The 25,463-nt window shown below is 44.1% G+C and carries 22 protein-coding genes; all 22 read left to right on the top strand.

What is annotated here, in order from left to right:
• The first annotated feature begins 108 nt into the window (after window positions 1-108).
• The 22 genes from pyrH (at window position 109) to BM003_RS01830 (ending at window position 25,334) form a co-directional block, all read left to right on the top strand.
• Window positions 109-834, top strand: coding sequence for a UMP kinase (gene pyrH / locus BM003_RS01935; RefSeq protein WP_093669508.1), 726 nt, complete (start codon window positions 109-111; stop codon window positions 832-834).
• Between the two features lie 3 nt (window positions 835-837).
• On the top strand, window positions 838-1,398 hold the full coding sequence (gene frr, locus BM003_RS01930; protein WP_093669506.1) for a ribosome recycling factor: 561 nt from the start codon (window positions 838-840) through the stop codon (window positions 1,396-1,398).
• 100 nt (window positions 1,399-1,498) lie between these two features.
• On the top strand, window positions 1,499-2,287 hold the full coding sequence (locus tag BM003_RS01925; RefSeq protein ID WP_093669504.1) for an undecaprenyl pyrophosphate synthase: 789 nt from the start codon (window positions 1,499-1,501) through the stop codon (window positions 2,285-2,287).
• A complete protein-coding gene (locus BM003_RS01920) occupies window positions 2,284-3,075 on the top strand; it encodes a phosphatidate cytidylyltransferase (RefSeq protein WP_093669502.1) in 792 nt (263 codons plus the stop codon). Before BM003_RS01925 ends, BM003_RS01920 begins: the two co-directional genes overlap by 4 nt.
• A gap of 13 nt (window positions 3,076-3,088) precedes the next feature.
• Window positions 3,089-4,237, top strand: coding sequence for a 1-deoxy-D-xylulose-5-phosphate reductoisomerase (locus BM003_RS01915; protein WP_093669500.1), 1,149 nt, complete (start codon window positions 3,089-3,091; stop codon window positions 4,235-4,237).
• Between the two features lie 19 nt (window positions 4,238-4,256).
• Window positions 4,257-5,519: an RIP metalloprotease RseP gene (gene rseP / locus BM003_RS01910; protein WP_093669498.1), complete on the top strand. Its 1,263-nt coding sequence runs from the start codon at window positions 4,257-4,259 to the stop codon at window positions 5,517-5,519.
• A 61-nt stretch (window positions 5,520-5,580) separates the two neighbouring features.
• Window positions 5,581-7,224 (top strand): proline--tRNA ligase, encoded by a 1,644-nt coding sequence (locus BM003_RS01905; RefSeq protein ID WP_093669496.1) that lies wholly within the window; start codon window positions 5,581-5,583, stop codon window positions 7,222-7,224.
• A gap of 149 nt (window positions 7,225-7,373) precedes the next feature.
• Window positions 7,374-11,684 carry a PolC-type DNA polymerase III gene (locus BM003_RS01900; protein WP_093669494.1) on the top strand — a complete coding sequence of 1,437 codons (4,311 nt, stop codon included), beginning with the start codon at window positions 7,374-7,376 and terminating at the stop codon, window positions 11,682-11,684.
• A 121-nt stretch (window positions 11,685-11,805) separates the two neighbouring features.
• Window positions 11,806-12,276 carry a ribosome maturation factor RimP gene (gene rimP, locus BM003_RS01895; RefSeq protein ID WP_093669492.1) on the top strand — a complete coding sequence of 157 codons (471 nt, stop codon included), beginning with the start codon at window positions 11,806-11,808 and terminating at the stop codon, window positions 12,274-12,276.
• A 33-nt stretch (window positions 12,277-12,309) separates the two neighbouring features.
• Window positions 12,310-13,464 carry a transcription termination factor NusA gene (gene nusA / locus BM003_RS01890; protein ID WP_093669490.1) on the top strand — a complete coding sequence of 385 codons (1,155 nt, stop codon included), beginning with the start codon at window positions 12,310-12,312 and terminating at the stop codon, window positions 13,462-13,464.
• A gap of 13 nt (window positions 13,465-13,477) precedes the next feature.
• The gene (rnpM, locus tag BM003_RS01885) at window positions 13,478-13,762 is read left to right on the top strand and encodes an RNase P modulator RnpM (protein ID WP_093669488.1); all 285 of its coding nucleotides are present in this window, start codon (window positions 13,478-13,480) and stop codon (window positions 13,760-13,762) included.
• The gene (locus BM003_RS01880) at window positions 13,752-14,069 is read left to right on the top strand and encodes a YlxQ family RNA-binding protein (protein ID WP_093669486.1); all 318 of its coding nucleotides are present in this window, start codon (window positions 13,752-13,754) and stop codon (window positions 14,067-14,069) included. The genes rnpM and BM003_RS01880 overlap by 11 nt, the downstream gene beginning before the upstream one ends.
• Before the next feature lie 4 nt (window positions 14,070-14,073).
• On the top strand, window positions 14,074-16,332 hold the full coding sequence (gene infB / locus BM003_RS01875; RefSeq protein ID WP_093669484.1) for a translation initiation factor IF-2: 2,259 nt from the start codon (window positions 14,074-14,076) through the stop codon (window positions 16,330-16,332).
• Window positions 16,329-16,610 (top strand): DUF503 domain-containing protein, encoded by a 282-nt coding sequence (locus BM003_RS01870; protein WP_093669482.1) that lies wholly within the window; start codon window positions 16,329-16,331, stop codon window positions 16,608-16,610. The genes infB and BM003_RS01870 overlap by 4 nt, the downstream gene beginning before the upstream one ends.
• Window positions 16,611-16,627: 17 nt before the next feature.
• Window positions 16,628-16,975 carry a 30S ribosome-binding factor RbfA gene (rbfA, locus tag BM003_RS01865; protein ID WP_093669480.1) on the top strand — a complete coding sequence of 116 codons (348 nt, stop codon included), beginning with the start codon at window positions 16,628-16,630 and terminating at the stop codon, window positions 16,973-16,975.
• 73 nt (window positions 16,976-17,048) lie between these two features.
• On the top strand, window positions 17,049-17,966 hold the full coding sequence (gene truB / locus BM003_RS01860) for a tRNA pseudouridine(55) synthase TruB (RefSeq protein ID WP_093669478.1): 918 nt from the start codon (window positions 17,049-17,051) through the stop codon (window positions 17,964-17,966).
• 47 nt (window positions 17,967-18,013) lie between these two features.
• Entirely contained in the window at window positions 18,014-18,964 is a 951-nt protein-coding gene (locus BM003_RS01855; RefSeq protein WP_093669476.1) for a bifunctional riboflavin kinase/FAD synthetase, read from the top strand.
• A 596-nt stretch (window positions 18,965-19,560) separates the two neighbouring features.
• Complete coding sequence (rpsO, locus tag BM003_RS01850) at window positions 19,561-19,830, top strand: 30S ribosomal protein S15 (protein ID WP_010023317.1); 270 nt, start codon at window positions 19,561-19,563, stop codon at window positions 19,828-19,830.
• A gap of 123 nt (window positions 19,831-19,953) precedes the next feature.
• Window positions 19,954-22,095 (top strand): polyribonucleotide nucleotidyltransferase, encoded by a 2,142-nt coding sequence (pnp, locus tag BM003_RS01845; protein WP_177184588.1) that lies wholly within the window; start codon window positions 19,954-19,956, stop codon window positions 22,093-22,095.
• A gap of 333 nt (window positions 22,096-22,428) precedes the next feature.
• The gene (locus BM003_RS01840) at window positions 22,429-23,664 is read left to right on the top strand and encodes a M16 family metallopeptidase (protein WP_093669472.1); all 1,236 of its coding nucleotides are present in this window, start codon (window positions 22,429-22,431) and stop codon (window positions 23,662-23,664) included.
• A 177-nt stretch (window positions 23,665-23,841) separates the two neighbouring features.
• Window positions 23,842-24,738: a dipicolinic acid synthetase subunit A gene (gene dpaA, locus BM003_RS01835; protein WP_093669470.1), complete on the top strand. Its 897-nt coding sequence runs from the start codon at window positions 23,842-23,844 to the stop codon at window positions 24,736-24,738.
• Window positions 24,735-25,334 (top strand): dipicolinate synthase subunit B, encoded by a 600-nt coding sequence (locus tag BM003_RS01830; protein WP_093669468.1) that lies wholly within the window; start codon window positions 24,735-24,737, stop codon window positions 25,332-25,334. Before dpaA ends, BM003_RS01830 begins: the two co-directional genes overlap by 4 nt.
• Window positions 25,335-25,463 lie beyond the last annotated feature (129 nt).

The raw sequence follows: 25,463 nt of genomic DNA, 5'->3' as shown, positions 1-25,463 counted from the left end.
GCCGTTTTGCGGTTTTCAACACCTGATGAAACAGAGCAAGGAATCACAATGGGGCACGGGTCACGTGTCCCATTTTTTAAAATAATCCAATGTGAGGTGCGGTGGAATATGCCGGAAAAGGCGAACTATAAGCGGGTCATTTTAAAACTAAGTGGAGAAGCACTGGCGGGCGCTGGCGGTTTTGGAATCGAGCCAAGCATTATTCGTTCGATTACAAAACAAGTCAAAGAGGTCGTGGATCTAGGCGTAGAAGTTGCAATCGTTTGTGGTGCCGGAAACATTTGGAGGGGCAAGGCAGGCAGCGAAATGGGAATGGACCGGGCACAAGCTGACTACATGGGTATGCTCGCTACTGTGCTTAACGCTCTCGCACTGCAGGATTGTTTAGAAGGTATCGGTGTCGAGACACGCGTTCAGACATCCATTGAGATGCGACAAGTTGCTGAGCCCTATATTCGCAGACGCGCAATTCGTCATTTGGAAAAAGGACGTGTGGTCATTTTTGCTGCGGGAACCGGTAACCCTTATTTCTCCACGGATACGACGGCTGCACTGCGTGCCGCGGAAATTGAAGCGGATGTAATATTAATGGCGAAAAATAATGTCGACGGCGTTTATTCAGCGGATCCTAAGGTTGATAAAACGGCGAAAAAATATAAAGAAATATCCTATCTGCGTGTTCTGAACGAAGGGCTTCAAGTGATGGATTCCACAGCGTCTTCACTAAGCATGGACAACGATATTCCGTTGATTGTTTTTTCACTATCAGAAGAAGGCAATATAAAACGTGCTGTTCTTGGTGAAGATATCGGCACAGTTGTAAAGGGGCGATAATTAATGGGTCAATCAGAACTTTTTAAAGGCGCTGAAGAGCGCATGGAAAAGGCTGTTAAAGCCTTCCAACGCGAGTTAGTGACGGTTCGGGCAGGAAGAGCAAATCCGTCATTGCTTAATAAAGTAACGGTCGAATATTATGGTGCGGAGACACCGATCAATCAAGTGGCTTCGATTACAGTTCCGGAAGCACGTCTTCTGCTTGTGCAGCCATATGATCGAACGGCGCTTGCAAACATTGAAAAAGGCATTTTGAAGTCCGACTTGGGCGTAACGCCGACGAACGATGGCTCTGTGATTCGAATTGCAATTCCTCCTCTGACCGAGGAAAGACGGACAGAGTTAGTGAAACTTGTTCGAAAGATGGCTGAAGAAGCAAAAATTGCTGTACGCAATGTACGTCGTGATACCAATGACCAAGTTAAAAAGATGGCAAAAAACAATGAATTAACTAAAGATGACGTTCGCGAAGCAGAAGAAGATGTGCAAAAACTAACCAACGAAACGATTAAGAATATTGATCAAATCGCATCTGAAAAAGAAAAAGAAATGATGGACATCTAAAGAAGGATATTAACCAAACTGACACCATATTCAAGAATTTTAGATCCTATTTTTGTAGGCTGCCCTAGGGATGTTCAGTATCAGTAATGGGGGAAAATCAATGTTTGAAAAATTTTCCTTTAATATGGGAAAAACGGATACGTCAAAACAACAAAAAGATATAAATACAGGTAAAATTCCGCGGCATGTGGCAATTATTATGGATGGTAACGGTCGTTGGGCAAAAAAAAGGGGACTGCCGAGAATTGCCGGTCATCGCGAGGCTTTGAAGACCATTAAGCGCGTAACAACAGAGGCGGATCGGCTAGGTGTAAAGGTTCTCACGTTATATGCTTTTTCCACTGAAAATTGGAAACGGCCGAAAGCGGAAGTCGAGTTCCTAATGAAATTACCGCAACAATTCCTAAATACCTATTTGGCTGAGCTTGTTGAACAAAATGTTCAAGTTCAGGCAATGGGGGATTTGTCGCGACTCCCATCTTACACGTTAAAAGCGGTGGAAAGCGCAATTGAGCGAACGAAAGAGAATACAGGCTTGATTTTGAATTTTGCGCTGAATTACGGCAGTCATGCGGAAATTGTCACCGCGGTGAAGAACATTATTTGTGAAGTGAACGACCAGCAGCTTGAACTCGATAATGTGACCGAAAAGGTTATTGCTGAGCATATGATGAGTCGATCATTACCTGATCCAGACCTTTTGATTCGAACTGGGGGAGAGATTCGTCTAAGCAATTTCATGCTGTGGCAGCTTGCCTATACTGAGCTTTATTTTTCAGATGAATTTTGGCCGGATTTCAATGAGCTCAGTCTTCAGGAAGCGGTGCAGACATTTGCGACAAGACAACGCAGATACGGCGGATTAGAGGAAGGAAGCGAGAAAAATTGAGACAACGAATAGTTACAGGCGTGCTTGCCGGTGCCTTTTATCTTGCCCTGCTTTGGATCGGCTCCTTTCCTTTCGCGTTGCTTGCAACAGCAATTGCTGTGATAAGCTATCTTGAACTTGCCGAAATGAACAAACTGCGTGCCTATTCGCCGGAAGTCATGATCGGCGCTCTTGCAGTAGCCGTCATAGTGATTGGCGCAATGTTTTCTCTATCTTCTTTTCATGACATTTGGCTTAAACTCTTCGCTCTTTTAGCATTGCTGTTCGTAAGTGCAGCTGTCGTGACAAGAAACCGTATTTCGTTTGCGCATTCCGCTTACTTGTTTTTATCTGTTTTCTACATAAGCATTCCCTTCTATTTACTCGTTCGGATTCGACTGGATAGTCTCATACTCGTTTTGTTTGTTCAGATTATCATTTGGTCGACAGACAGCGGTGCCTATTTTGTCGGACGGAAATTTGGCAAGAATAAACTCGCTCCCTATATCAGTCCAAACAAGACACGAGAAGGGTCTATTGGCGCAGTACTGGTTGCTGTACTGATTGCCATCATCTATCGATTGATTGTCGGAGGGGCATTCCTTGGTACATGGCCTGCTTTGATTGGCATCACCTTGCTCATTTCCATCTTTGGACAGCTTGGAGACTTGACAGAATCGGCAATTAAACGATTCTATGGTGTTAAGGATTCAGGATCGATTTTGCCGGGACATGGCGGTTTGCTTGATCGTTTTGACAGTTTAATTTTTGTGCTGCCTATGCTGTATATTCTGGGTTTGATTGGATAAGGGGGGAAGCGCTATGAAGAAGATCAGTTTGCTTGGCGCGACGGGATCAGTTGGAATTCAGACGCTAAAGGTTATTCGTGAACATCCTGATCAATTCTCGGTTGCTGCTCTGGCGTTTGGTGAGAATATTCAAGTGGCGCTGCCGATCATTAATGAATTCAAGCCTCAATTAGTATCAGTTAAGAACAAGCAGGTTGCGGATAGAATACGAATTCAATTAGATGACCAAACACGTTTGGTATATGGTATCGAGGGCATGATTGAAGTATCGGCGTTCCCCGAAAGTGACATGCTCGTTAATGCAGTTCTTGGCAGTGTGGGGCTTGAACCTACACTTGCAGCGATTGAGGCAGGTAAAACCATCGGTCTTGCGAACAAAGAAACGTTAGTAACTGCAGGCCACATAGTAATGAAACGGGCAGCAGACTGTGGTGTCCGGGTTCTCCCAATCGACAGTGAACATTCAGCTATTTTTCAATCAATGCAGGGGCAAGATCGTTGCGCAATCTCGCGCCTCATTATCACCGCGTCAGGTGGAAGCTTCAGAGACAAGAATCGTGAGGAACTTATTGGAGTGACGATCAAAGACACTCTAAATCATCCGAACTGGTCGATGGGCGCAAAAATTACTGTTGATAGTGCGACTATGATGAATAAAGGTCTAGAAGTTATTGAAGCGCATTGGCTTTTTGACATGCCTTATGAAAAAATTGACACAGTAATTCATAGAGAAAGTATTGTTCATTCTTTAGTTGAATATGCTGATCATAGTGTCATTGCACAGCTTGGTCTCCCAAGTATGCTTGCTCCCATTCAATATGCACTTACGTATCCTTCCCGAATGGAACTGAAGCAAACTAAATCATTAAATTTATGGGAGATTGGGAGTCTGCACTTCCAAAAAGTGGACACGCGGCGATTTCCTAGCGTATCATTAGCATATCAAGCAGGAAAGGCCGGCGGTTCTATGCCAACCGTATTGAATGCGGCAAATGAAACAGCGGTTCAAGCGTTTCTTTCTGAAAAAATTACGTTTCTGGATATCGAACGATATGTTGAAACGGCTCTTAATCGGCATCACGTTATTCAAATGCCTGATTTGGAAACCATCGAGGCTGTTGATAAGGAAACGCGCGCTTTTGTCAAGAATCAAATAAACTAAGGGCAGAGGTGTCACGCACGTGGAAACTTTGATTATCGTTGTTATCATTTTTGGACTGCTTGTCTCAATCCATGAATTTGGCCACCTGATCGTTGCCAAGCGTTCCGGTATCCTATGCCGGGAATATGCAATCGGATTTGGTCCGAAAATTTTCGCGGTTAAAAAAGGAGAGACGGTGTATACATTGCGCCTGCTTCCTATCGGAGGCTATGTGCGAATGGCGGGAGAGGATCCGGAGACATTTGATGTGAAACCCGGCCAGAGTATCGGAATTTTCCTGAACCGACAAAATCGTGTATCGCGAATTGTCAGTGATCATCTTGAGAAATACCCTAACGCTCGGTTCATAACTGTTGAACATTGCAATCTTGACAGCGAGCTTGTCTTATCGGGCTATGAAGAGGAAGATGGTCCGCTGGTTCGTTATGATATTGATCGCGATGCGACTTATGTATCGGACAATCAGGATTTTCAAATCGCGCCGTGCGATCGTCAGTTCGCATCTAAACCATTACTTTCCCGATTTCTCACCATTTTTGCGGGACCTTTTATGAACTTGATTTTAGCGGTAGTCATCTTTGTCATTTATTTCAGTATCCAAGGTGTTCCCTCAGACGCGCCGAAACTTGGAAAGGTGATTCAAGGTTATCCCGCTGAGAAGTCCGGTTTGCTTGCTGGTGATCGTATCATTCAGATTGATGGGGAACAAACAAGCAGTTGGCAGGATATTGTCAATTATGTGAGCAAACATCCTAAAGAACGAATCAGTCTGACGGTTGTTCGTGATGGCAATCAGCAGAAAATGGATCTGACGACAGGTCAGCGCAAAGGAGCAAATGGAAAAACAGAAGGGGTTATCGGTGTTTATCAACCGACCCGACATTCTTTTGCGGCCTCTATTGGCGCCGGATTCAGCCAAACCTATTATTGGATTAAAATGGAATTTGTCGGTTTGAAAATGCTTGTTACCGGCGGATTTGATTTAAATAAATTAGCTGGCCCTGTAGGCATTTACAATGCGACCGGAGAAGTGGTTGCACAAGGCCTGTTCTTTGTATTGAATTGGACCGCCTTTTTGAGCGTTAACCTTGCTGTCATTAACTTATTGCCGCTCCCCGCGCTTGACGGAGGACGCTTAATGTTTATCATTCTTGAAGCGCTGCGAGGAAAGCCTGTTGAGCCTCAAAAAGAGGCGTTGGTTCATTTTATCGGTTTTGCATTGCTTATGCTTTTAATGCTGCTTGTCACGTGGAATGATTTGCAAAATTTGTTTACGCGATAGACAGCATCCCATTAATACAAGGTATATTTTGAACCATTTTAACGAGTTGAGGTGTTCAGTAATGAAACAAAGCCAAATGTTCATTCCAACGATGAAAGAAACTCCTGCCGACGCAGAATCCGTAAGTCATCGTCTGCTTTTGCGCGGCGGATTTATTCGTCAGAATGCGGCCGGAGTCTATTCATACCTGCCGCTTGGTTATAAAATCATTAAGAAAATTGAAACAATTATACGTGAAGAAATGGATGGTATCGGTTCACAGGAATTATTAATGCCGGCAATGCAGCCTGCTGAATTATGGCATGAGACAGGGCGCTGGGATGTCTATGGACCTGAATTGATGCGGCTTAAAGACAGGCACGGACGTTATTTTGCGCTTGGTGCGACCGGTGAAGAACTGATTACGAGCCTAATTCGTGATTACCTTAATTCATATAAAAAATTGCCCATGAGTCTTTATCAGATTCAAACAAAATTTCGTGATGAAAAAAGGCCGCGCTTCGGTCTGCTTCGCGGACGGGAATTTATCATGAAAGACGCTTATACTTTCCATGATTCAGCAGAAAGCTTGGATAAATCATACTGGGAGATGTACCATGCTTATTGCCGTATTTTTGAGCGATGCGGCTTGAAATATCGCGCTGTTCTTGCTGATTCCGGTGCTATTGGCGGTAAGGATACACATGAATTCCAGGCGCTTGCCGAAATAGGTGAGGATACCATTGCTTATTCAGACAGCTCTGATTATGCGGCAAATCTGGAAATGGCTGCTGTACTTGATACAGATGATGCAATTAAAGGAAAAGCACTGCCTCTGGAAAAAGTTTCCGGCAATCAAGAAATTGCTCAAGATACAGCATTAACCGCGCATTGGTTTAAGACAAGAACGGATACCGTTGTTGTTTTTATAAAGACTGGTGACGAGATTAATGACGTAAAGATTAAAAACGTACTTGGGACTGATCTCATCGAACCACTGGAGACATCGAACAAAGACGCAATCCATCCTGATAAAGGAGTTCGTGTACTGGCAGATAACGCTTTGAAACATTTGGCGCAGACTTCTGTCTATAACGAAGCAGAAAATCTTACCTATTTTCATCTTGACCCGGACCGTGATCTTGCAATTGAGCGTTATGATGATTTGCGCTTTATTAAGGAAGGAGATCCGTCTCCGGATGGAAATGGCGTCATTAAATTTGCTCGAGGTATTGAAATTGGACAAGTCTTTAAGCTTGGAACAAAGTACTCCGAAGCAATGAATGCGACTTATTTAGACGCTGATGGAAAAGCGAAACCGCTAATCATGGGTTGTTACGGTATCGGGGTGTCACGCACGCTTTCGGCAATTTGCGAACAGTATCACGATGATGAAGGAATGATTTGGCCGAAATCACTAACGCCATTCACGATTCACTTGATCACTGTTAACCCCAAAAATGAGGAGCAGCTGAAGTTGTCCGAAAAGCTCTATACGCAATTTAGCAATCAGGGTTATGATGTGCTCTGGGATGAACGGAAGGAACGTCCGGGTGTTAAATTTGCCGATAGTGAGCTTATTGGTTGCCCGGTACAAGTCATTGTTGGGAAAAAGGCTGCGGATCAGATTGTCGAACTTGCTTCGCGTAAGCAAAAAGAACGCATTGAGACTAAGGTTGGACAATTGTCTGATGCAGTCACTGAATTACTGAAAACACTTGACTAATGAAACAGTTTTGAGGAGCCGTTTGTGCTCCTTTTTTCTTTTTGCGGTGAAAAAATAGCGTTCTCGTTTCCGTAATCATTCAAATAATACAACGGATAGCAATTCTTAACTTGTTTTAGTAGAATTATAGAGAGAGGAGACGATGATTGATGAGTGATGCAACATCCAAAGCGGAGCGTTTTGCGATGCTTCTTGAGCATATTGACGCACCACAAGAATGGATCGAACGTTATTTTAATCATGGCGAAATTGAAAAACTGTCTGTCTTCCGCTCGGAGCGACGCTGGCATTTTGAACTGCAGCTTGAGGGCATTTTGCCATTTCAGGTTTATGAATGGCTTGATTCTCACCTAAAGCAGCATTTTCAATCGGTTGTTTCCAACGTAACATTTACGATTCATGCACGTGAAGCAGAGGAAGCAGATAATTATTTTGCTGAGTATTGGAGTGCGGTCAGTGGTGAATTAAGCCAAGACTTTCCAGCGTTGAAGTTGTGTTTAAGCAGACAGCAGCCAGAGCTTCACGATCGGCAGCTTGTCCTTTCAGCAAACAGCGAGACAGAGGCAGGTTTGATTAAAAGAAAAATTCCTAAAGTATTGAATGAAAAAATACGCGACTTTGGTTTTCCCCCCATATCGCTTGATGTAAAAATTAATTCCGAAGATCGATCAAAAGCTTATGATTCTTTCGTTAAACAAAGAGAAGCAGAGGATCAGCAAAAAGTGGTTCAAGCAATGATTGAACGGCAAAAGCAGAAGGATGCCAATGAAGCGGCTGGGGATATTCCCCAAGGACCATTTAAAGTTGGCTATGATATTCATGATGAACCCGTGTCTATTGAGACCATTCAAGATGAAGAGCGGCGGATCACGATTCAAGGCTATATTTTTGATTCGGAGACTCGTGAACTGCGCAGTGGACGCACTTTGCTGCTCTTTAAAATTACGGATTACACGGATTCGTTAATAGTTAAAGTCTTTTCGCGTGATAAAGAGGACGCTCAAAAATTTGGCATGCTGCATAAAGGCATGTGGGTAAAAGTGCGCGGTGGCGTGCAAAATGACAGTTTCGCCAGAGATTTGGTTATGATTGCTAATGATATTGAAGAAATTGCTCCGAATAAAAAAGAAGATACCGCTCCAGAGGGGCAAAAACGTGTCGAACTTCATGCACATACAGTTATGAGTCAGATGGATGCCGTTGTGACAGCTTCGGCATTGATTAAACGCGCAAAGCAATGGGGGCATCGTGCGATAGCGATTACTGATCATGGTGTCGCACAATCCTATCCTGAAGCTTATACTGCGGGTCAAAAGAACGGTATTAAAATCCTGTACGGTGTTGAGGCAAATCTGATTGATGATGGCGTGCCGATCGCCTATAATATGGCGCATCGTTTGCTGGCTGAAGATACATACGTCGTATTCGATGTTGAAACAACGGGTTTGTCAGCGGTATACGATACAATTATTGAGCTTGCAGCCGTTAAGATTAAAAACGGTGAGGTGTTGGATAAATTTGATCAGTTTGCCAATCCCCACCACCCATTGCCGCAAAAGATCATTGAATTAACCAGTATCACAGACGAGATGCTCGCAGATGCTCCGGATGCGGATCAGGTTGTTGAGGAATTCAAAGCGTTCGCGGGCGATGCGATACTTGTCGCTCATAATGCTACATTCGACATGGGATTTTTAAATACGGCTTATCAGAAATTGGGCCATGGGAAGGCAGAAAATCCGGTTATTGATACCCTGGAACTCGGCCGTTTTCTTTACCCAGAATTCAAAAATCACAAGTTGGACACGCTTTGCAAAGCCTTTAATATCGAATTGACTCACCATCACCGAGCAATTTATGATACGGAAGCCACTGGCTATCTTGCTTGGAAGATGTTGAAGGATGCCGCTGAAAAAGGAATGAATTATCACGACCAGCTCAACGACAATCTTGGAAAGGGAAATCTGGATCGAATCCGCCCGTCGCACATCATTCTACTTGTAAAAAATCAAACAGGGCTTAAAAATCTTTACAAACTAATTTCCCTGTCCCATGTCGCCTATTTTTTTCGAGTGCCAAGAATCCCACGTTCGCTCTTGAACAAGTATCGTGAGGGACTGTTAGTAGGTTCAGGCTGCGAGAAAGGTGAACTGTTCGAAACGATGATGCAGAAGTCTGCCGAGCTTGCAGAGAAGGTCGCTGAATTCTATGATTACATCGAAATTCAGCCGCCTTCTAACTACCAACATCTCGTTGAGAGAGGAATTGTCCGAGATGAACTGGCTCTTAAAGATGTGATGATTAAGTTAGTAAAACTCGGTGAAAAAATGGATAAGCCTGTTGTCGCTACTGGAGATGTTCATTATCTGGATAAGCATGACAAAATCTATCGGAAGATCTTAATCAGATCTCAAGCGGCGAATCCGCTGAACAGACAAACCCAGCCAGATGTTCATTTTCGAACAACAAATGAAATGCTGGAGTGTATGAGTTTCCTTGGTGAAGAAAAAGCAAAACAGGTTGTTGTGGACAATCCGAACCTTATTGCGGACCAAATCGACGCCGTCCTTCCGGTTAAGGATAAATTGTATACGCCAACGATTGACGGTGCCGAAGATGAGGTGAAAGAAAAAACATATAGCCGTGCACATTCGCTTTATGGGGAACAGCTTCCTGAACTAGTAGAGAAAAGGCTCGATAAAGAATTAAAAAGTATCATTGGTCATGGTTTCTCGGTCATCTATCTGATCGCGCATAAACTGGTAAAAAAGTCACTCTCTGATAACTATCTTGTTGGTTCGCGTGGATCAGTCGGTTCATCTTTAGTTGCGACGATGCTTGAAATTACCGAGGTTAATCCGCTGCCGCCGCATTACTTGTGCCCATCATGTCAACATGTTGAATTTTTCACGGATGGATCAATTGCTTGTGGTTTCGATTTACCAGACAAAGAGTGTCCGGAATGTGGAACGGCAATGAAAAAGGAAGGACATGATATTCCTTTTGAAACCTTTCTTGGATTTAAAGGTGATAAGGTTCCGGATATCGACTTGAACTTCTCCGGTGACTACCAACCGGTGGCACATAACTATACTAAAGTGCTTTTTGGTGAGGATAAAGTGTTTCGAGCCGGAACTATCGGCACGATTGCTGATAAGACAGCTTATGGTTACGTTAAAGGATATGAAGAAGATATTGGCGGCAGCTTTCGAGGTGCGGAGCGAGATCGGCTTGCAGCGGGCTGTACGGGCGCAAAAAGGACAACCGGTCAGCATCCGGGTGGGATCGTTGTTGTTCCGCGTGATATGGATATCTACGATTTTACGCCAGTGCAATTTCCGGCCGACGACAAGACAGCAGAGTGGAAAACAACACATTTTGATTTTCACTCAATTCACGACAACATTCTGAAACTTGATATTCTCGGACACGACGATCCAACCGTTATTCGTATGCTTCAGGATTTGAGCGGCATTGATCCGAAAACAATTCCTACAGACGATAAGGAAGTTATTAAGATTTTCAGCACCACGGAATCACTAGGTGTTACCGGAGAACAAATTCGATGTAAGACAGGGACACTTGGCATTCCCGAATTCGGCACACGGTTCGTTCGCCAAATGCTTGAAAGTACGAAACCGACAACCTTCGCCGAACTCGTGCAAATTTCGGGATTGTCACATGGGACTGATGTGTGGCTAGGTAATGCACAGGTTCTGATCGAAGACGGAACATGCGTGCTTCGCGACGTTATTTCCTGTCGTGATGACATTATGATTGACTTGATGCATCAAGGCCTGGAACCGTCACACGCTTTCAAAATCATGGAATCTGTTCGAAAAGGGAAAGGCTTGAATGATGATTGGATCAATGAAATGAAGGAAAATAATGTGCCGGGATGGTATATGGATTCATGTCTTAAAATAAAGTACATGTTCCCAAAGGCGCACGCGACTGCATACGTTCTAATGGCCATCCGCATTTCTTATTTCAAAGTACACTATCCGATTTTGTTTTACGCGACCTATTTTACTGTTCGAGCCGATGATTTTGATGTGGACGCGATGAAGCGCGGATCCGATGCAATACGAGCGAAAATGGATGAAATTGAGAAGAAAGGAAACGATGCGCTTCCTAAAGAGAAGAGTTTGCTGACAGTTCTTGAAGTCGCATTGGAGATGTGTGAACGTGGGCTCAGTTTTCAGTCTGTAGATCTTTATCGTTCTGACGCGACACAGTTTCTTGTCGAGGGAGATACGCTTATTCCACCATTCAATGCGATTCCCGGTGTTGGGACCAATGCTGCCAAAGCGATTGCAAAAGCGAGAGAAGACGGAGAATTTTTGTCTAAAGAAGATCTGCAAAAGCGTGCTAAAATATCGAAGACTGTTCTTGAATTCCTTGATGGTCAAGGTTGTCTTAAAGGCATGCCGGACGCGAACCAACTGTCTTTGTTCTGACTTCTTGCAATTCTTGCCTTGAGTACATGGGTATGATATAGTGTTTATGGAAATACTGGAAATAGTTCGTCTGCAAAGAGTGGGAAATTCCCACTCTTTCATTTTCAAAAGGAGGCTGAAAATGGCTAGCGTTATCGCGAAGATGACAGATGATTTGATTTCCCCGATTTTGCGCGAAATGAATCTGGAACTCGTTGATATCGAATACGTCAAAGAGGGAAAGAACCGCTTCTTGCGTGTTTTTATTGATACTCCTCAAGGTGTAGATCTAGATACATGCGCCGCTGTCAGCGAAAAATTGAGTGAAGCTCTCGATGAGAAAGATCCAATAAAAGAAGCGTATTTTCTTGAAGTGTCTTCACCCGGTGCAGAACGACCGTTGAAGAAGTTCGGAGATTTCGAGAAAGCCGTGGGAAAAGATGTTCATCTAACCACCTATGAACCTATTGATGGTGACAAAGTATTTGAAGGTAATCTTACTGAAGTGAACAAGGATTATATTGTACTCGCTATCAAGAACAAGACAAGAGTAACTCATGTGACTCTGCCTTTTGACAAGATTGCGAGCGGTCGACTTGCGATCATTTTTTAAGATAGAACTGCCTAGAAAAAAGGGGAGAACAAAATGAGCAGTGATTTGTTAGAAGCGCTCACCGCATTGGAGAAAGATAAAGGAATCAGCAAGGAAGTGTTGCTGGACGCTTTGGAAGCAGCTCTGATTTCCGCTTATAAACGAAACTTTGACCAGGCGCAAAATGTGCGGGTTGATATCAATGAAGGCTTGGGACAGATCAAGGTATTCGCCAGAAAAGAAGTTGCTGAAGCAGTAGAAAATGGTAACTTACAGATTTCTCTCGAACAAGCGAAGAGCCTGAATCCTCACTACCAAGTCGGCGATACTGTTGAGATCGAAGTAACGCCGCGTAATTTTGGTCGTATCGCCGCTCAGACAGCAAAGCAGGTTGTGACACAACGTGTTCGAGAAGCGGAACGAGGTGTGATTTATTCGGAATTCATTGACCGCGAAGACGATATTATGACAGGTATCGTTCAGAGGATCGACCATCGATTTATTTATGTTGATCTTGGCAGGGTTGAGGCATTATTGCCACAAGCGGAACAGATGCCAAATGAAACCTACCGCCCTCATGATCGCATTAAAGTTTATCTCACAAAGGTAGAAGACGCGAAAAAAGGACCGATGATTACCGTATCACGAACGCATCCGGGTCTCCTAAAACGTTTGTTTGAATTGGAAGTTCCTGAAATCTATGATGGAACGGTTGAGATTAAATCAATTTCTCGAGAAGCCGGCGACCGTTCGAAAATAGCGGTGCACGCGGCGGATCCGGCAGTAGATGCTGTCGGCGCATGTGTCGGACAAAAGGGTGCTCGCGTTCAAACCATCGTAAATGAACTCAAAGGCGAGAAAATTGATATTGTGCGGTGGTCTGAGGATCCTGTAACCTATGTTGCCAATGCACTCAGTCCTTCGAAAGTAGTAAAGGTTATTGTTCATGAAGAGGATAAGGCGACAACTGTTGTCGTTCCTGATTACCAACTTTCCTTAGCGATCGGCAAGCGTGGTCAAAACGCTCGTCTTGCTGCCAAGCTGACCAGTTGGAAAATCGATATTAAGAGTGAATCTGAAGCAGAAGAAATCGGACTCTTTGATGATGATCCTGTTTCAGAAAGTGCCGACGCTCAAACAGAGAATCCGTTATCTGAAGACCATACTGAAGTCGGCGCTGAGGATTCATCTGAATCTGAGCAAGACTAAGGAGGCTTTTTAGATGCCTAAACAGCGGAAAATTCCGTTACGCAAGTGTATTGCCTGTCAGGAATCCACTGAGAAAAAAGCGCTCTTCCGCATCGTTCGCTCCCCTGAAGGAGACGTTTCTCTTGATTTGACGGGAAAGAAAAACGGACGAGGGGCGTATCTCTCAAAAAAAGCGGATTGCATAAAAAAAGCAAAAGACAAAAACCTGCTCTCCAGACATTTAGGTGTTACTGTGCCGGATCATGTTTTCGAAGAGATGACCGACTATTTAGAGGCGCATTCTATCGATGCCCACTAATGGATGGACATCATTTTTGGGACTTGCGCAACGGGCAGGGAAAGTAAGTTCCGGAGAAGAAACGGTTATGCGATTGATTCGTCAGGGAAAGGCCAAAGCAGTTATTTTGTCTGCGGACGCTTCTGAACGAACACGGAAAACGATTAGTAATAAGTGTAGTTTCTATCACGTTCCGCTTTTGACCGTACCGGATAGAGAGGTGCTCGGCCAGGCGATTGGTCAGCCTTCACGCGTGATCATCGCGGTCACGGACAGTGGTTTCGCAGGCCAGCTGATCGGAAGGATCGGACCATCATCACGGGGGTGAATATATGAGTAAAATGCGTGTATATGAATATGCTAAAGAGCATCACGTATCCAGTAAAGTGATCATAACGAAGTTAGAAGAACTTGGCTTTGATGTGAAAAGCCATATGTCGATTATTGCAGATAATGCGATTAACCAATTGAATCGGAAAATGAACGGCGGGGCGGCTTCACCCGTTCAAAAGGTAACTGCAAAGCCAAATAAAAACAAAGCAGAGGGTCCAGTGAATCAAACAAAAACCAAAGAAAAGAAACCAACTCAGACAACGTCAAATTTAAGGAATACTGATAGGAATACAAATTCAAGACCGGCGAAAGCGCGATCCGGTGAAACGGGAAGCGGCAGAAAATCAACTGGAAGCAATCCAAACAACAATGAACGCAATCGCTTTGGCGGCAATGGAAACAATAATTATGGCGGACGCAGAAGTTATGGCAACAGAAATCGGAATAATAGAAGGAGAGGCGCAGCGCAGCAAGCAAATCGTCAGCGTCTCGAAATCAAGCTTCCGGAAAAAATTATGTTGTCCGGATCGCTGACAGTCGGTCAATTTGCTGAAAAATTAGGCCGTCCTTCAACAGATATAATCAAAAAACTGATGGCGTTAGGTGTTATGGCGACCAAAAATCAGGATTTGGATAAGGATACAATCGAACTGCTTGCAAACGACTATGGTGTTGCGGTAGAAGAAGAAGTGTTTGTTGACGAAGCAAGCTTTGAGGATGATGTACCTGAAATTGATGAAAAGACAGCCGTTATTCGTCCTCCGGTTGTCACCATCATGGGGCATGTTGACCATGGTAAAACGACTTTACTTGACTCGATCCGCCACACGAAAGTGACTGCAGGCGAAGCTGGCGGTATCACCCAGCATATCGGCGCGTATCAAATCGTGCACAACGACAAGAAGATTACATTCCTAGATACACCAGGCCATGCGGCGTTTACAACAATGCGTGCGCGCGGAGCGGAAATTACCGATATTACAGTCTTAGTTGTTGCCGCAGATGACGGTGTCATGCCGCAAACTATCGAAGCTATTCACCATGCTCGTGCAGCCAAGGTGCCGATTATTGTTGCTGTCAACAAAATTGACAAGCCTAACGCAAATCCTGATCATGTCATGCAGGAACTTTCCGATCAAGGACTTGTGCCTGAAGATTGGGGCGGGGATACCATCTTTGTTAAGATCTCCGCAAAAAAAGGCACGGGTATTGACGATCTATTGGAAATGATTTTGCTTGTCGCTGAAATAGAAGAGTTTAAAGCCAATCCGGAAAATGTGGCAAGAGGCGCGGTTATTGAAGCCGAGCTTGATAAAGGAAAAGGCCCGATCGCGACTTTACTTGTTCAAAATGGCTCGCTTCATATTGGAGATCCGATTGTTGTCGGCAACACGTTTGGACGTGTCCGGGCGATGGTCAACGACCTTGGTCGGCGAGTGAAGAAAGCAACACCATCAACACCGGTTGAGATCACAGGTTTAAACAATGTTCCGCAGGCAGGAGATCAATTCGTTGTTTTTGATGATGAGAAGAAGGCGCGTCAGATTGGTGAAATTCGCGCAGAACGCGCGTTGATTACGGAACGTAAAGAAACGAAAAGCAAGGTTAGCCTTGACGATCTGTTTGAACAGATCAAGGAAGGCGATATGAAGGAGATCAATCTAGTCATCAAAGCAGATGTTCAAGGTTCTGTAGAAGCATTGTCCGGATCCTTGAAGAAGATTGATGTCGATGGTGTGAAAATAAATATTATTCATGCCGGTGCCGGCGGAATCAGCGAGTCGGATATCATTCTTGCTTCTGCTTCGAATGCGATCATCATTGGATTTAACGTACGTCCAGATAACCACGCTCAAAAAGTCGCTGAAGAAGAAAAAGTGGATATCCGCTTGTATCGTGTGATCTATGACGCTATTGATGAGATGGAAGCGGCCATGAAGGGTATGCTGGATCCTGAATTCAAGGAAAAAGTGATCGGGCAACTTGAAGTCCGTACGACTTTCAAAGTTTCTAAAATTGGAACCATTGCCGGCTGTTACGTGACGGACGGTTTGATTTCCAGAGATGCTGGAATTCGCCTTGTACGCAACGGTGTTGTTATTTATGAAGGACATGTCGATACATTGAAACGGTTTAAAGATGATGCCAAAGAAGTTAAGGCTGGTTTCGAATGTGGCCTGACACTCGAAAATTTCAATGACATCAAAGAAGGCGACACGATGGAAGCTTATGTGATGGAAGAGATTAAGCCTAAATGATCATCGGCGTCGTGCGCTGTGAATGTATGCTTTTTTGCGCCCATTCATTGAAGGAAAAGCGATCGGTTATTAAGAGTATCCTTCGAAAAGCTGCGGATGGACACAATCTATCAGCCAGTGAAGTGGGTTATCAGGATACATGGCAGCGTGCTGAACTCGCATTTGTTTGTGTGGGTTCTTCCAAGGTTCCGGTTGAACGCGAACTGGCACGTGCGCTTGTGATTATTGACTTTCGGACAGAGATTGAACGTGTTCATACAGAATACGAATGGTTGTAAAAAGGAGGGTGGACTCCATGGCTAATTTGAGGGTTCATCGCGTCGCAGAGCAGATGAAAAAAGAAATGAGCGACATAATTGGAAATCGGATCAAGGATCCGCGCGTCGGTTTTGTGACGGTTACCGGCGTTGAAGTGACTGGCGATCTTCAGGAAGCCACGGTTTATATTAGTGTATTTGGCGATGATGAAAAGAAACAAGCGTCACTCGAAGGATTGAATAAAGCTAAGGGGTTTGTTCGCAGTGAAATCGGCAAGCGAATTCGTTTACGTAAAACCCCTGAAATTTCATTTAAAATCGATGAATCTGTTGAATATGGCAGCCATATTGACCAATTAATTAACAACTTACATCGAAAAGATTAACCGGTGCGTGAAATAAGTATGCTACGTGAACGTTTGTTCTTAGAAAAGCTAAGAGAATTTGGGAGGATGAACGATGCCGGAGTATAACGGCTTGTTGCCTCTCTACAAGCCAAAAGGTATGACTTCTCATGATTGCGTCTTTCAGATGCGAAAATTGCTGAAGTTCCGAAAAATCGGTCATACAGGGACACTGGATCCTGCTGTAGAAGGTGTTCTGGTCTTATGTTTAGGGAAGGCGACTAAAATTGCCCAGTATTTATTAGATTACAGCAAGGCATATCAAGGCGTCATACGTCTTGGCACGTCAACGACAACAGAAGACGCCGAGGGTGAAGTTATTGACAGCAAGACGGTTAGCGAAAGCTTTGCTAAAGAAACCGTTGAGCAAGCGATGCAATCGTTGGTTGGCGAAATCGAGCAATCCGCGCCAATGTACAGTGCTGTGAAAGTTAATGGCAGAAAACTATACGAATACGCACGTGCGGGCATCCCGGTTACGCCTCCGATTCGCAAAGTCTCGATTTATCAATTTGAAGTAGACAGCGACGCGTCTTCATTTTCAACGGATCTTCCGTTTAAAGTGTCATGCAGCAAGGGAACCTACATTAGAACGTTGGCAGTCGCTCTCGGGCAACGGATGGGGTACCCCGCACATTTGCATCGCATGACGCGGATTCAGGCAGGCCCTTTCTCACTTGCTGATTGTTTCACTTTCGAACAGATTGAGCAGCAGCTTGCGGAGGACCGTTTTGCTGATACTTTAAAGCCATTGGCATATGGTTTAAGTCTTATGGATCGTTGGGTTGTTAGTGATGAACTTGTGGAAAAAATTGCGCATGGCGCAATACTTCCCGCTCCGGAACAGTTCGGGGCGGGACCTCATGCTGTTTTTACAGAGCAGGATGAATGTCTCGCAATCTATCGTCGTCATCCCGAAAAACCAGGTATGGTTAAGCCTGACAAGGTCCTTGCGAGCGATCCGAATAGTTAAACGTATCGATCAGAAACATGAGTTTACAAGAATTGAAGGTGCCTGTTATGGAGCGCGTTTTTTTAGACGGGCGGCCATTTATTGAACAAATGGACAGCCATGAAAGAGTTATCGCGTTAGGTTATTTTGATGGTGTGCATCTTGGTCATCAAAAAGTCATTAAGACTGCGGTCAAGATTGCAGAAGAAAAAGGATTGTCAGCTGCAGTCATGACGTTTTACCCGCATCCGTCCGTTGTCCTGCGTCCGGATTCAAAGCGAGAGACGGAATTGACTCCAAATGCGATAAAAGCCGAACTGATGGAAAAATTAGGGGTGCACACACTCTATTTTGTCAAATTTGACCGAACGCTTAGCCGTTTGTCACCACAGGATTTTGTTGACCAGTATCTGATCCAGTTGCATGCCAAGCATGTCGTTGCGGGATATGATTTTACTTTCGGGCGCAAAGCTATGGGAACTATGCAGAATATCGGTGACTATTCACGCAGTATGTTCAGCTATACGATGGTGCCCAAAGTTGAATTATTTGGAGCTAAAATCAGTACGAGTCATATTCGTTCATTAATTGAACAAGGTGCTATAGAAGAAGCTGAAGAATTGCTCGGAAGGCCTTATCAGACGACAGGGGTTGTCATCCATGGTGATAAGCGCGGCCGCACCCTAGGATTTCCTACAGCCAATGTAGATAAGGATGAGGCTTTTCTTATTCCTGCGAATGGCGTCTACGCGGTTCAGCTAATTGTTGATGGCAAGCCGCTAGATGGCGTTTGCAGCGTTGGTCTTAGACCCACCTTTTATAATAAAGATGAAGCGATTCAAACAGTTGAGGTTTACGTGCTCGACTTTAAAGGCAATTTGTACGATAAAAAAGTGAGCATCAATTGGTATAAGCACTTGCGGCCAGAATTAAAATTCAACAGTGCTGAAGAACTAATTATTCAAATGGACAAAGATAAAGAAGAGACACGGAACTTTTTTACACTGGTAAGAAAGTAAAAGAATAGAAAATTTAAGGAAACGAGTGTAGGTGGCCGGATAGATAAAGGGATCTTCGACTAATGGCGTTCACTTCCTGTGAGTAACGTCGAAGCCGCCGTATCCTGTGGCACATCCGACATTTAGCCGTCCATAGCCGGCACAACGTCAGGGGCTTGGCAAAGCCAAGTTTTCTAACAAGTAAAGAAAGTTTATTATTTTGCACGTTTTCAAACCAATAGACCAGTGTCTTGGCCGAGAATCAAAACGGAGGTCGAGACGCCTGCGGGATTAGCGTTGCCGGCGAGACCCCGCAGATTTCTGCCTGTTTGAGGAGGCGCGCGGTGCGCCCGCGGCAAGCGAGTAACCGAAGCGACGATTCAGCACTGAAAAGACACAAAACCATCACACATGGCTGGAGATTAAGGACCGGGCTGTGCCTGGTTTTTCTAATGGCAAAGTAACCTTATACTATTCACCTAAATGACTTGAATTTCGTTTAAAAAAAGTGTATTATGATCCAGTACGATTTGATTGTACAAGAACCTAGGCTTGGCTGTTTGCTCCACCGGCGACAGCGAAGCTTATGGGGATTTTAGATTAGGAGGTGAACGCAAGTGGCTTTAACAAAAGAAGAAAAAACGAACCTGATTCATGAGTTTGCGACTCATGAAAACGATACGGGTTCACCGGAAGTACAGATCGCTGTACTAACCAAACAGATTAATTCGTTAAATGATCATCTGAAGCAGCACAAGAAAGATCATCATTCACGCCGCGGACTTCTGAAAATGGTCGGCAAACGCCGTAACCTTCTCACATATCTTCGTGAAAATGATGTCAAGAGATATCGCGAGCTCATTAACAAATTGGGCCTGCGCCGATAAGGAAAAAAAGAAGCGGGAGCATTCCCGCTTTTTTATTCATATATGGAGATTTGCGTGCCAAAAAGATTAGATTTTTGAGGACGCTCAGACAGATTCATCATGGGGAAAGAGGTGTTAAGGATGGTGCAAGCAGAGAAAAAAGTATATCAATTTGACTGGGCAGGTCGGAACCTTCGCGTTGAAATTGGTGAAGTTGCCAAGCAGGCGAATGGTGCGGCACTGGTTTATTACGGAGACACAGTCATTTTGTCAACAGTCACGGCTTCTAAAGAACCTAAGGACGGATCATTTTTTCCTCTGACGGTCAATTATGAGGAGCGGGCATACGCAGTTGGGAAAATACCTGGCGGTTTTATCAAAAGAGAAGGGCGTCCGAGTGACAAAGCAACACTGTCTGCTCGAATGATCGACCGCCCGATCCGGCCATTATTTCCCGAAGGTTTTCGAAATGAAGTGTTGATCGGGAATATGGTGCTCAGTCTTGACCTGAATAATAGTGCGCAAATGGCAGCAATGGTTGGTTCCTCAATCGCTCTTTCCCTATCAGATGTACCGTTTAATGGACCAATCGCCGGTGTCATTGTGGGTAGAATTGACGGTGAATTCATTGTTAATCCGACCGTAGAGCAAGAAAAACAGAGTGACTTGCATCTGACTGTTGCCGGAACAAAAGACGCGATTAATATGGTAGAGGCTGGTGCCGATCAGATTCCTGAAGAAACGATGCTTGACGCGATTCTATTCGCACATGAGCAGATCAAGAAGCTGATTGCCTTCGAAGAAGAAATTATTTCAGAGAACGGCAAAGAAAAGATGAACGTGAAACTCTACAAAGCGGATGAAGCGCTTGTGCAGCGGATTCGCAGGTTAACCGGTAATAAGCTTAACCTCGCAATGCGAACCGAGGAAAAGCAAGCGCGTGATGCGGCGATTCAATCGGTGAATGCATCGGTAGTTTCCATCTTTGAGGAAGAAAATAAGAACGCTGAGATTCAGGTCGACCTTGCTCTTGTTGCTGATGTTTTACATACAATTCTTAAAGAAGAGGTTCGGCGTATGATTGTCAAGGAACATCTTCGTCCGGATGGACGGGCAATTAATGAGATTCGTCCTTTATCTGCGCGCGTCGGCTTGCTTCCGCGTGCTCATGGATCAGGGTTATTTACGCGCGGTCAAACGCAAGCGCTCAGTGTGTGTACGCTTGCGCCAATTGGCGAGGCACAAGCATTGGATGATTTTGATGCTGAAGACTCGAAGCATTTCCTGCATCACTATAATTTTCCAGGGTTCAGTACCGGCGAAGCAAAGGCGTCGCGTTCCCCTGGCAGGAGAGAGATCGGACATGGAGCACTCGGCGAACGCGCGCTTGCCCCGGTTATTCCGAGTCCGCAAGATTTCCCGTATATGATCCGTTGCGTGTCTGAAGTGCTTGAATCAAATGGCTCTTCATCTCAAGCAAGTATTTGTGGGAGTACCTTAGCCTTGATGGATGCCGGAGTGCCGATCAAAGCGCCCGTGGCTGGTATCGCGATGGGCCTCGTGAAGCATGGCGATGATGTTGTCGTTCTAACCGATATTCAAGGTATGGAGGACTCTCTGGGCGATATGGATTTCAAATGCGCGGGAACGGAAAAAGGTGTGACTGCCTTGCAGATGGACATCAAAATTTCAGGTGTGACACGTGAAATTTTGAGTCGTGCGTTGGAGCAGGCAAGAGAGGGACGGATGAAAATTATGGAAACGGTCCTTTCGACGATTGCGGCACCTCGTGAACATCTTGCACCATATGCGCCCAAAATCATCCAATTGACCATTAATCCGAACAAAATAAGAGACGTTATTGGACCTAGCGGCAAGATGATTAATAAGATTATTGATGAAACCGGCGTGAAAATTGATATTGAGCAAAACGGATCAATTATGATTTTTTCCGTTAATGAAGATAGTGGGAAAAAAGCAAAGGATATCATTGAAAATTTAGTTCGAGTCGCACATGTCGGCGAAATATTTGTCGGCAAGGTGAAACGAATTGAAAAATTCGGCGCTTTTGTTTCTTTGTTCGGACATACAGATGGATTAGTTCATATCTCTGAATTAGATTCGAAACGAGTTGACAAAGTGGAGGATGTTGTATCGATTGGCGATGATATCCGTGTAAAGGTGATTGAGGTCGATCATCAAGGTCGAATAAAACTTTCGCGTAAACTGCTGCTTGAACAAGGTGATCACGCAGCCGAAAAGACTCAGGAATCAGCTTCTCAGTAAACTAAATGTAGTGATGTATTGAGCGGGATTCCCTGTTTTTTTTCGCATACTATTTTAGAAAGAATCAGTATAAGCAATCTAAGGATTCGCCTGCGCCATTGCCCTGACTCAGGCGAATTTTCTAATTCTGAAATATAGCCGGCAATCTTTCTAGTGTTGCATTTTTTTCTGATTAACAACATATAATTTTCCAATTGAGTGATGGTAAAAGTTACGCCAACGTGAATAAAGTTGGAAAATGTCGAATCTATTTGTGTGCTTATTTTCATCGTGATATAGTAGATAGTAATTTGATAGATTAACGAATTGATAAGCTAGCAGGAGGATTCGTTTGTGGTTATAAAAAAAAGTTTGTCAAACGGTGTGCGCATTTTGCTGGAGAACATTCCTACGGTACGATCGGTTACCATTGGCATTTGGGTTGGTACGGGTTCCAGGTATGAAAATGAATCGAACAACGGGATCTCTCATTTTATCGAACACATGCTGTTTAAAGGCACGGAAACACGTAGTGCACGTGAAATCGCTGAAGCCTTTGATATAATTGGCGGACAGGTGAATGCATTCACCTCTAAAGAAAGTACATGTTATTATGCGAAAGTGATGGATAAAGATGCCGGTTATGCGATTCAAGTGCTTGCCGATATGTTTTTTCATTCGCGTTTTGATAAAGAAGATATGGAAAAGGAAAAACAAGTTATCGGCGAGGAAATTAAAATGTACGAAGATACGCCGGATGATCTTGTTCATGATCTGCTCAGTGCGACAAGCTTCGCACATCATCCGCTCGGATACCCGATTCTTGGAACACAAAAGACGCTGGCAGATTTTGGGCCGGATGATTTAAGAGCTTACATGCGGACGCATTACACGCCAGACAATATTGTTATTTCTGTCGCAGGTAATGTAACCGAAGACTTCATTGATGATATAGAAGCGATCTTCTCAGAATATGAAATTCCAGATGCGGATGAACGTCAGCCCGCTCCTTCATTCAATCCTGGGAAGATTGCCCGCAAGAAAGAAACGGAGCAGGCACATATCTGTCTCGGTTTTGCCGGTTACAGCAGCCGAGATCAGGCTATGGCGCCATTAATGGTGATGAATAATGCACTGGGTGGTGGTATGAGCAGCCGGTTGTTTCAGGAGATTCGCGAGGAACGCGGTCTCGCATATTCTGTTTTTTCATTTCACACGGCGTTCAAGGACAGTGGGTTGCTCACCATTTATGGCGGAACGGGTGCGAACCAAATTGAAGATCTTGGGAAAACGATTCTTGAGACGATTCATCAATTAGTTAAAAAAGGAATCTCAAAAAAAGAACTTGAGAGCAGCAAGGCACAAATAAAGGGCAATATGATTTTTGGCCTTGAAAACACAAACAGTCGAATGGGAAGAAATGCGAAGAATGAACTCATCCTTGGAAAAGACCGATCAATTGACGAAACAATTGCGTCGATCGACGCAGTCACTTTAAGTGATGTTGATGATGTGGCGAAAGAAGTATTTGAGAAGCCTTATTCGTGTTCTGTTGTCAGCCCTACAGGAAACCTTCCTATTGCCCTTTAAAGAAAATATTCTTAAGTAAATAGCCAGATTTAAACCGACTCGGATTCATTTGACTCCGGGTCTTTTTGTTGCGCCCAATGATTTCACACTACCGGGTATTTGTCATACCATAAAGTGTTGAAGAAAATACGGCTATGCACGAAAAAGGATGTAAATAGCCAAGCGGAGGGACAGTCGATGCTGACAAACAGACATATTGTGATCATGGGAGGGGACGCCCGACAGATTGAAGTAATCAATAAATTAACTGCGCTTGATGCTCATCTGTCGCTTGTCGGTTTCGATCAGCTGGATAGAAATTTTAATGGTGCTGCAAAAATGAACATGGATGAGATTAATGCAAAAGATGTAGACAGCATTATTCTTCCTGTGAGTGGAACTGATGGTGAGGGCGTTGTTGAAACGACCTTCTCGAATGAAACGGTACGACTTACAAAAGAGTGGCTGGCTGAGACACCAGAACATTGTGCGATTTATTCTGGAATTTCAACCCCTTATCTCAATGATATTACTCATGAAACACAACGCGAGATTGTGAAACTATTCGCCAGAGATGATGTGGCGATTTACAATTCCATTCCCACTGTTGAAGGAACATTGATGATGGTCATTCAGAATACAGATATCACGATACATCATGCAAATGTAATCGTGCTCGGTCTTGGGCGAACAGGTATGAGTATCACACGTGCGTTTCACGCGTTAGGCGCACATGTAAAAGTTGGATCACGCAATCCGGAACAAATCGCACGTGCAGTGGAAATGGGTGTCAACGCTTTTTATCTGAAAGATTTGGAAACCGAAGTGGAAGGCAATGAGATATGCATAAACACAATTCCAGCGATGGTGCTGACAAGCAAAGTCTTATCAAAAATGCCGGCAAGCAGTTTTATCATTGATATCGCATCGCTCCCAGGTGGTACCGATTTTCGCTATGCCAAAAAAAGAGGCATTAAAGCAATGATTACTCCGGGTTTACCGGGTATGGTAGCACCAAAGACTGCCGGAAGGATTATAGCAAACGTTCTCGCTGAATTATTGTTAACTAAATTCTCAGAGGAGGATGGGGAATGAGTCTAGAAGGAAAGCATATAGGCGTTGGCATCACAGGCTCACATTGCACGTATAGTCAAGTTGTCCCCCAAATTGAAAAGCTGGTAGCAGCTGGTTGCAATGTATCAATATTTGTTACGTACACAGTTAAGACGACGGATACCCGTTTTGGAAAAGCAAATGATTGGATCAGCAAGGTTGAAGAAATAAGTGGTAAAAAAGTGGTTGACTCGATTGTTGATGCTGAGCCGTATGGACCCAAAACGCCTCTTGATTGCATGGTTATTGCGCCGCTGACCGGAAATTCAATGAGTAAATTTGCCAATGCCCAAACAGATAGTCCGGTATTAATGGCAGCAAAGGCAACGCTGAGAAACGGAAGCCCAGTTGTTCTTGGCATCTCAACGAATGACGGCTTAGGCTTGAACTTGCAGAACATCGCTAAATTAATTGTCGCAAAGAATATCTATTTTATCCCATTTGGTCAGGACGATTCGGTCAATAAACCGAATTCGCTCGTTTCTCACATGGAGCTGCTTACAGATACCGTTGAAAACGCCCTGCTTGGAAAACAGACACAACCAATACTCCTCGAAAAATCCAGAGGAAATAAATAATCTCGACTTCTCCTTGATTTAATGTGATAAAATAAAACTGTATTTTTCGGTAAGAAGGACATTTTTAAGAATTGTCCTTTTCTTTAAGCCGCTATTGATTATATAATAGTAGAAAAAAGCAGTTAGTTT

Source organism: Sporolactobacillus nakayamae, assembly GCF_900113325.1.
Classification (GTDB): domain Bacteria; phylum Bacillota; class Bacilli; order Bacillales; family Sporolactobacillaceae; genus Sporolactobacillus; species Sporolactobacillus nakayamae.
The sequence above is the reverse complement of the archived record's forward strand: the minus strand, read 5'-3'. Positions and strand labels throughout refer to the sequence as shown.

Bases quoted from the DNA above. Each gene is read 5' to 3' on its own strand.
- pyrH (WP_093669508.1), top strand. From the start codon at position 109: ATGCCGGAAAAGGCGAACTATAAGCGGGTCATTTTAAAACTAAGTGGA.
- frr (WP_093669506.1), top strand. From the start codon at position 838: ATGGGTCAATCAGAACTTTTTAAAGGCGCTGAAGAGCGCATGGAAAAG.
- BM003_RS01925 (WP_093669504.1), top strand. From the start codon at position 1,499: ATGTTTGAAAAATTTTCCTTTAATATGGGAAAAACGGATACGTCAAAA.
- BM003_RS01915 (WP_093669500.1), top strand. From the start codon at position 3,089: ATGAAGAAGATCAGTTTGCTTGGCGCGACGGGATCAGTTGGAATTCAG.
- BM003_RS01905 (WP_093669496.1), top strand. From the start codon at position 5,581: ATGAAACAAAGCCAAATGTTCATTCCAACGATGAAAGAAACTCCTGCC.
- BM003_RS01900 (WP_093669494.1), top strand. From the start codon at position 7,374: ATGAGTGATGCAACATCCAAAGCGGAGCGTTTTGCGATGCTTCTTGAG.
- rimP (WP_093669492.1), top strand. From the start codon at position 11,806: ATGGCTAGCGTTATCGCGAAGATGACAGATGATTTGATTTCCCCGATT.
- nusA (WP_093669490.1), top strand. From the start codon at position 12,310: ATGAGCAGTGATTTGTTAGAAGCGCTCACCGCATTGGAGAAAGATAAA.
- rnpM (WP_093669488.1), top strand. From the start codon at position 13,478: ATGCCTAAACAGCGGAAAATTCCGTTACGCAAGTGTATTGCCTGTCAG.
- BM003_RS01880 (WP_093669486.1), top strand. From the start codon at position 13,752: ATGCCCACTAATGGATGGACATCATTTTTGGGACTTGCGCAACGGGCA.
- infB (WP_093669484.1), top strand. From the start codon at position 14,074: ATGAGTAAAATGCGTGTATATGAATATGCTAAAGAGCATCACGTATCC.
- BM003_RS01870 (WP_093669482.1), top strand. From the start codon at position 16,329: ATGATCATCGGCGTCGTGCGCTGTGAATGTATGCTTTTTTGCGCCCAT.
- rbfA (WP_093669480.1), top strand. From the start codon at position 16,628: ATGGCTAATTTGAGGGTTCATCGCGTCGCAGAGCAGATGAAAAAAGAA.
- truB (WP_093669478.1), top strand. From the start codon at position 17,049: ATGCCGGAGTATAACGGCTTGTTGCCTCTCTACAAGCCAAAAGGTATG.
- BM003_RS01855 (WP_093669476.1), top strand. From the start codon at position 18,014: ATGGAGCGCGTTTTTTTAGACGGGCGGCCATTTATTGAACAAATGGAC.
- dpaA (WP_093669470.1), top strand. From the start codon at position 23,842: ATGCTGACAAACAGACATATTGTGATCATGGGAGGGGACGCCCGACAG.
- BM003_RS01830 (WP_093669468.1), top strand. From the start codon at position 24,735: ATGAGTCTAGAAGGAAAGCATATAGGCGTTGGCATCACAGGCTCACAT.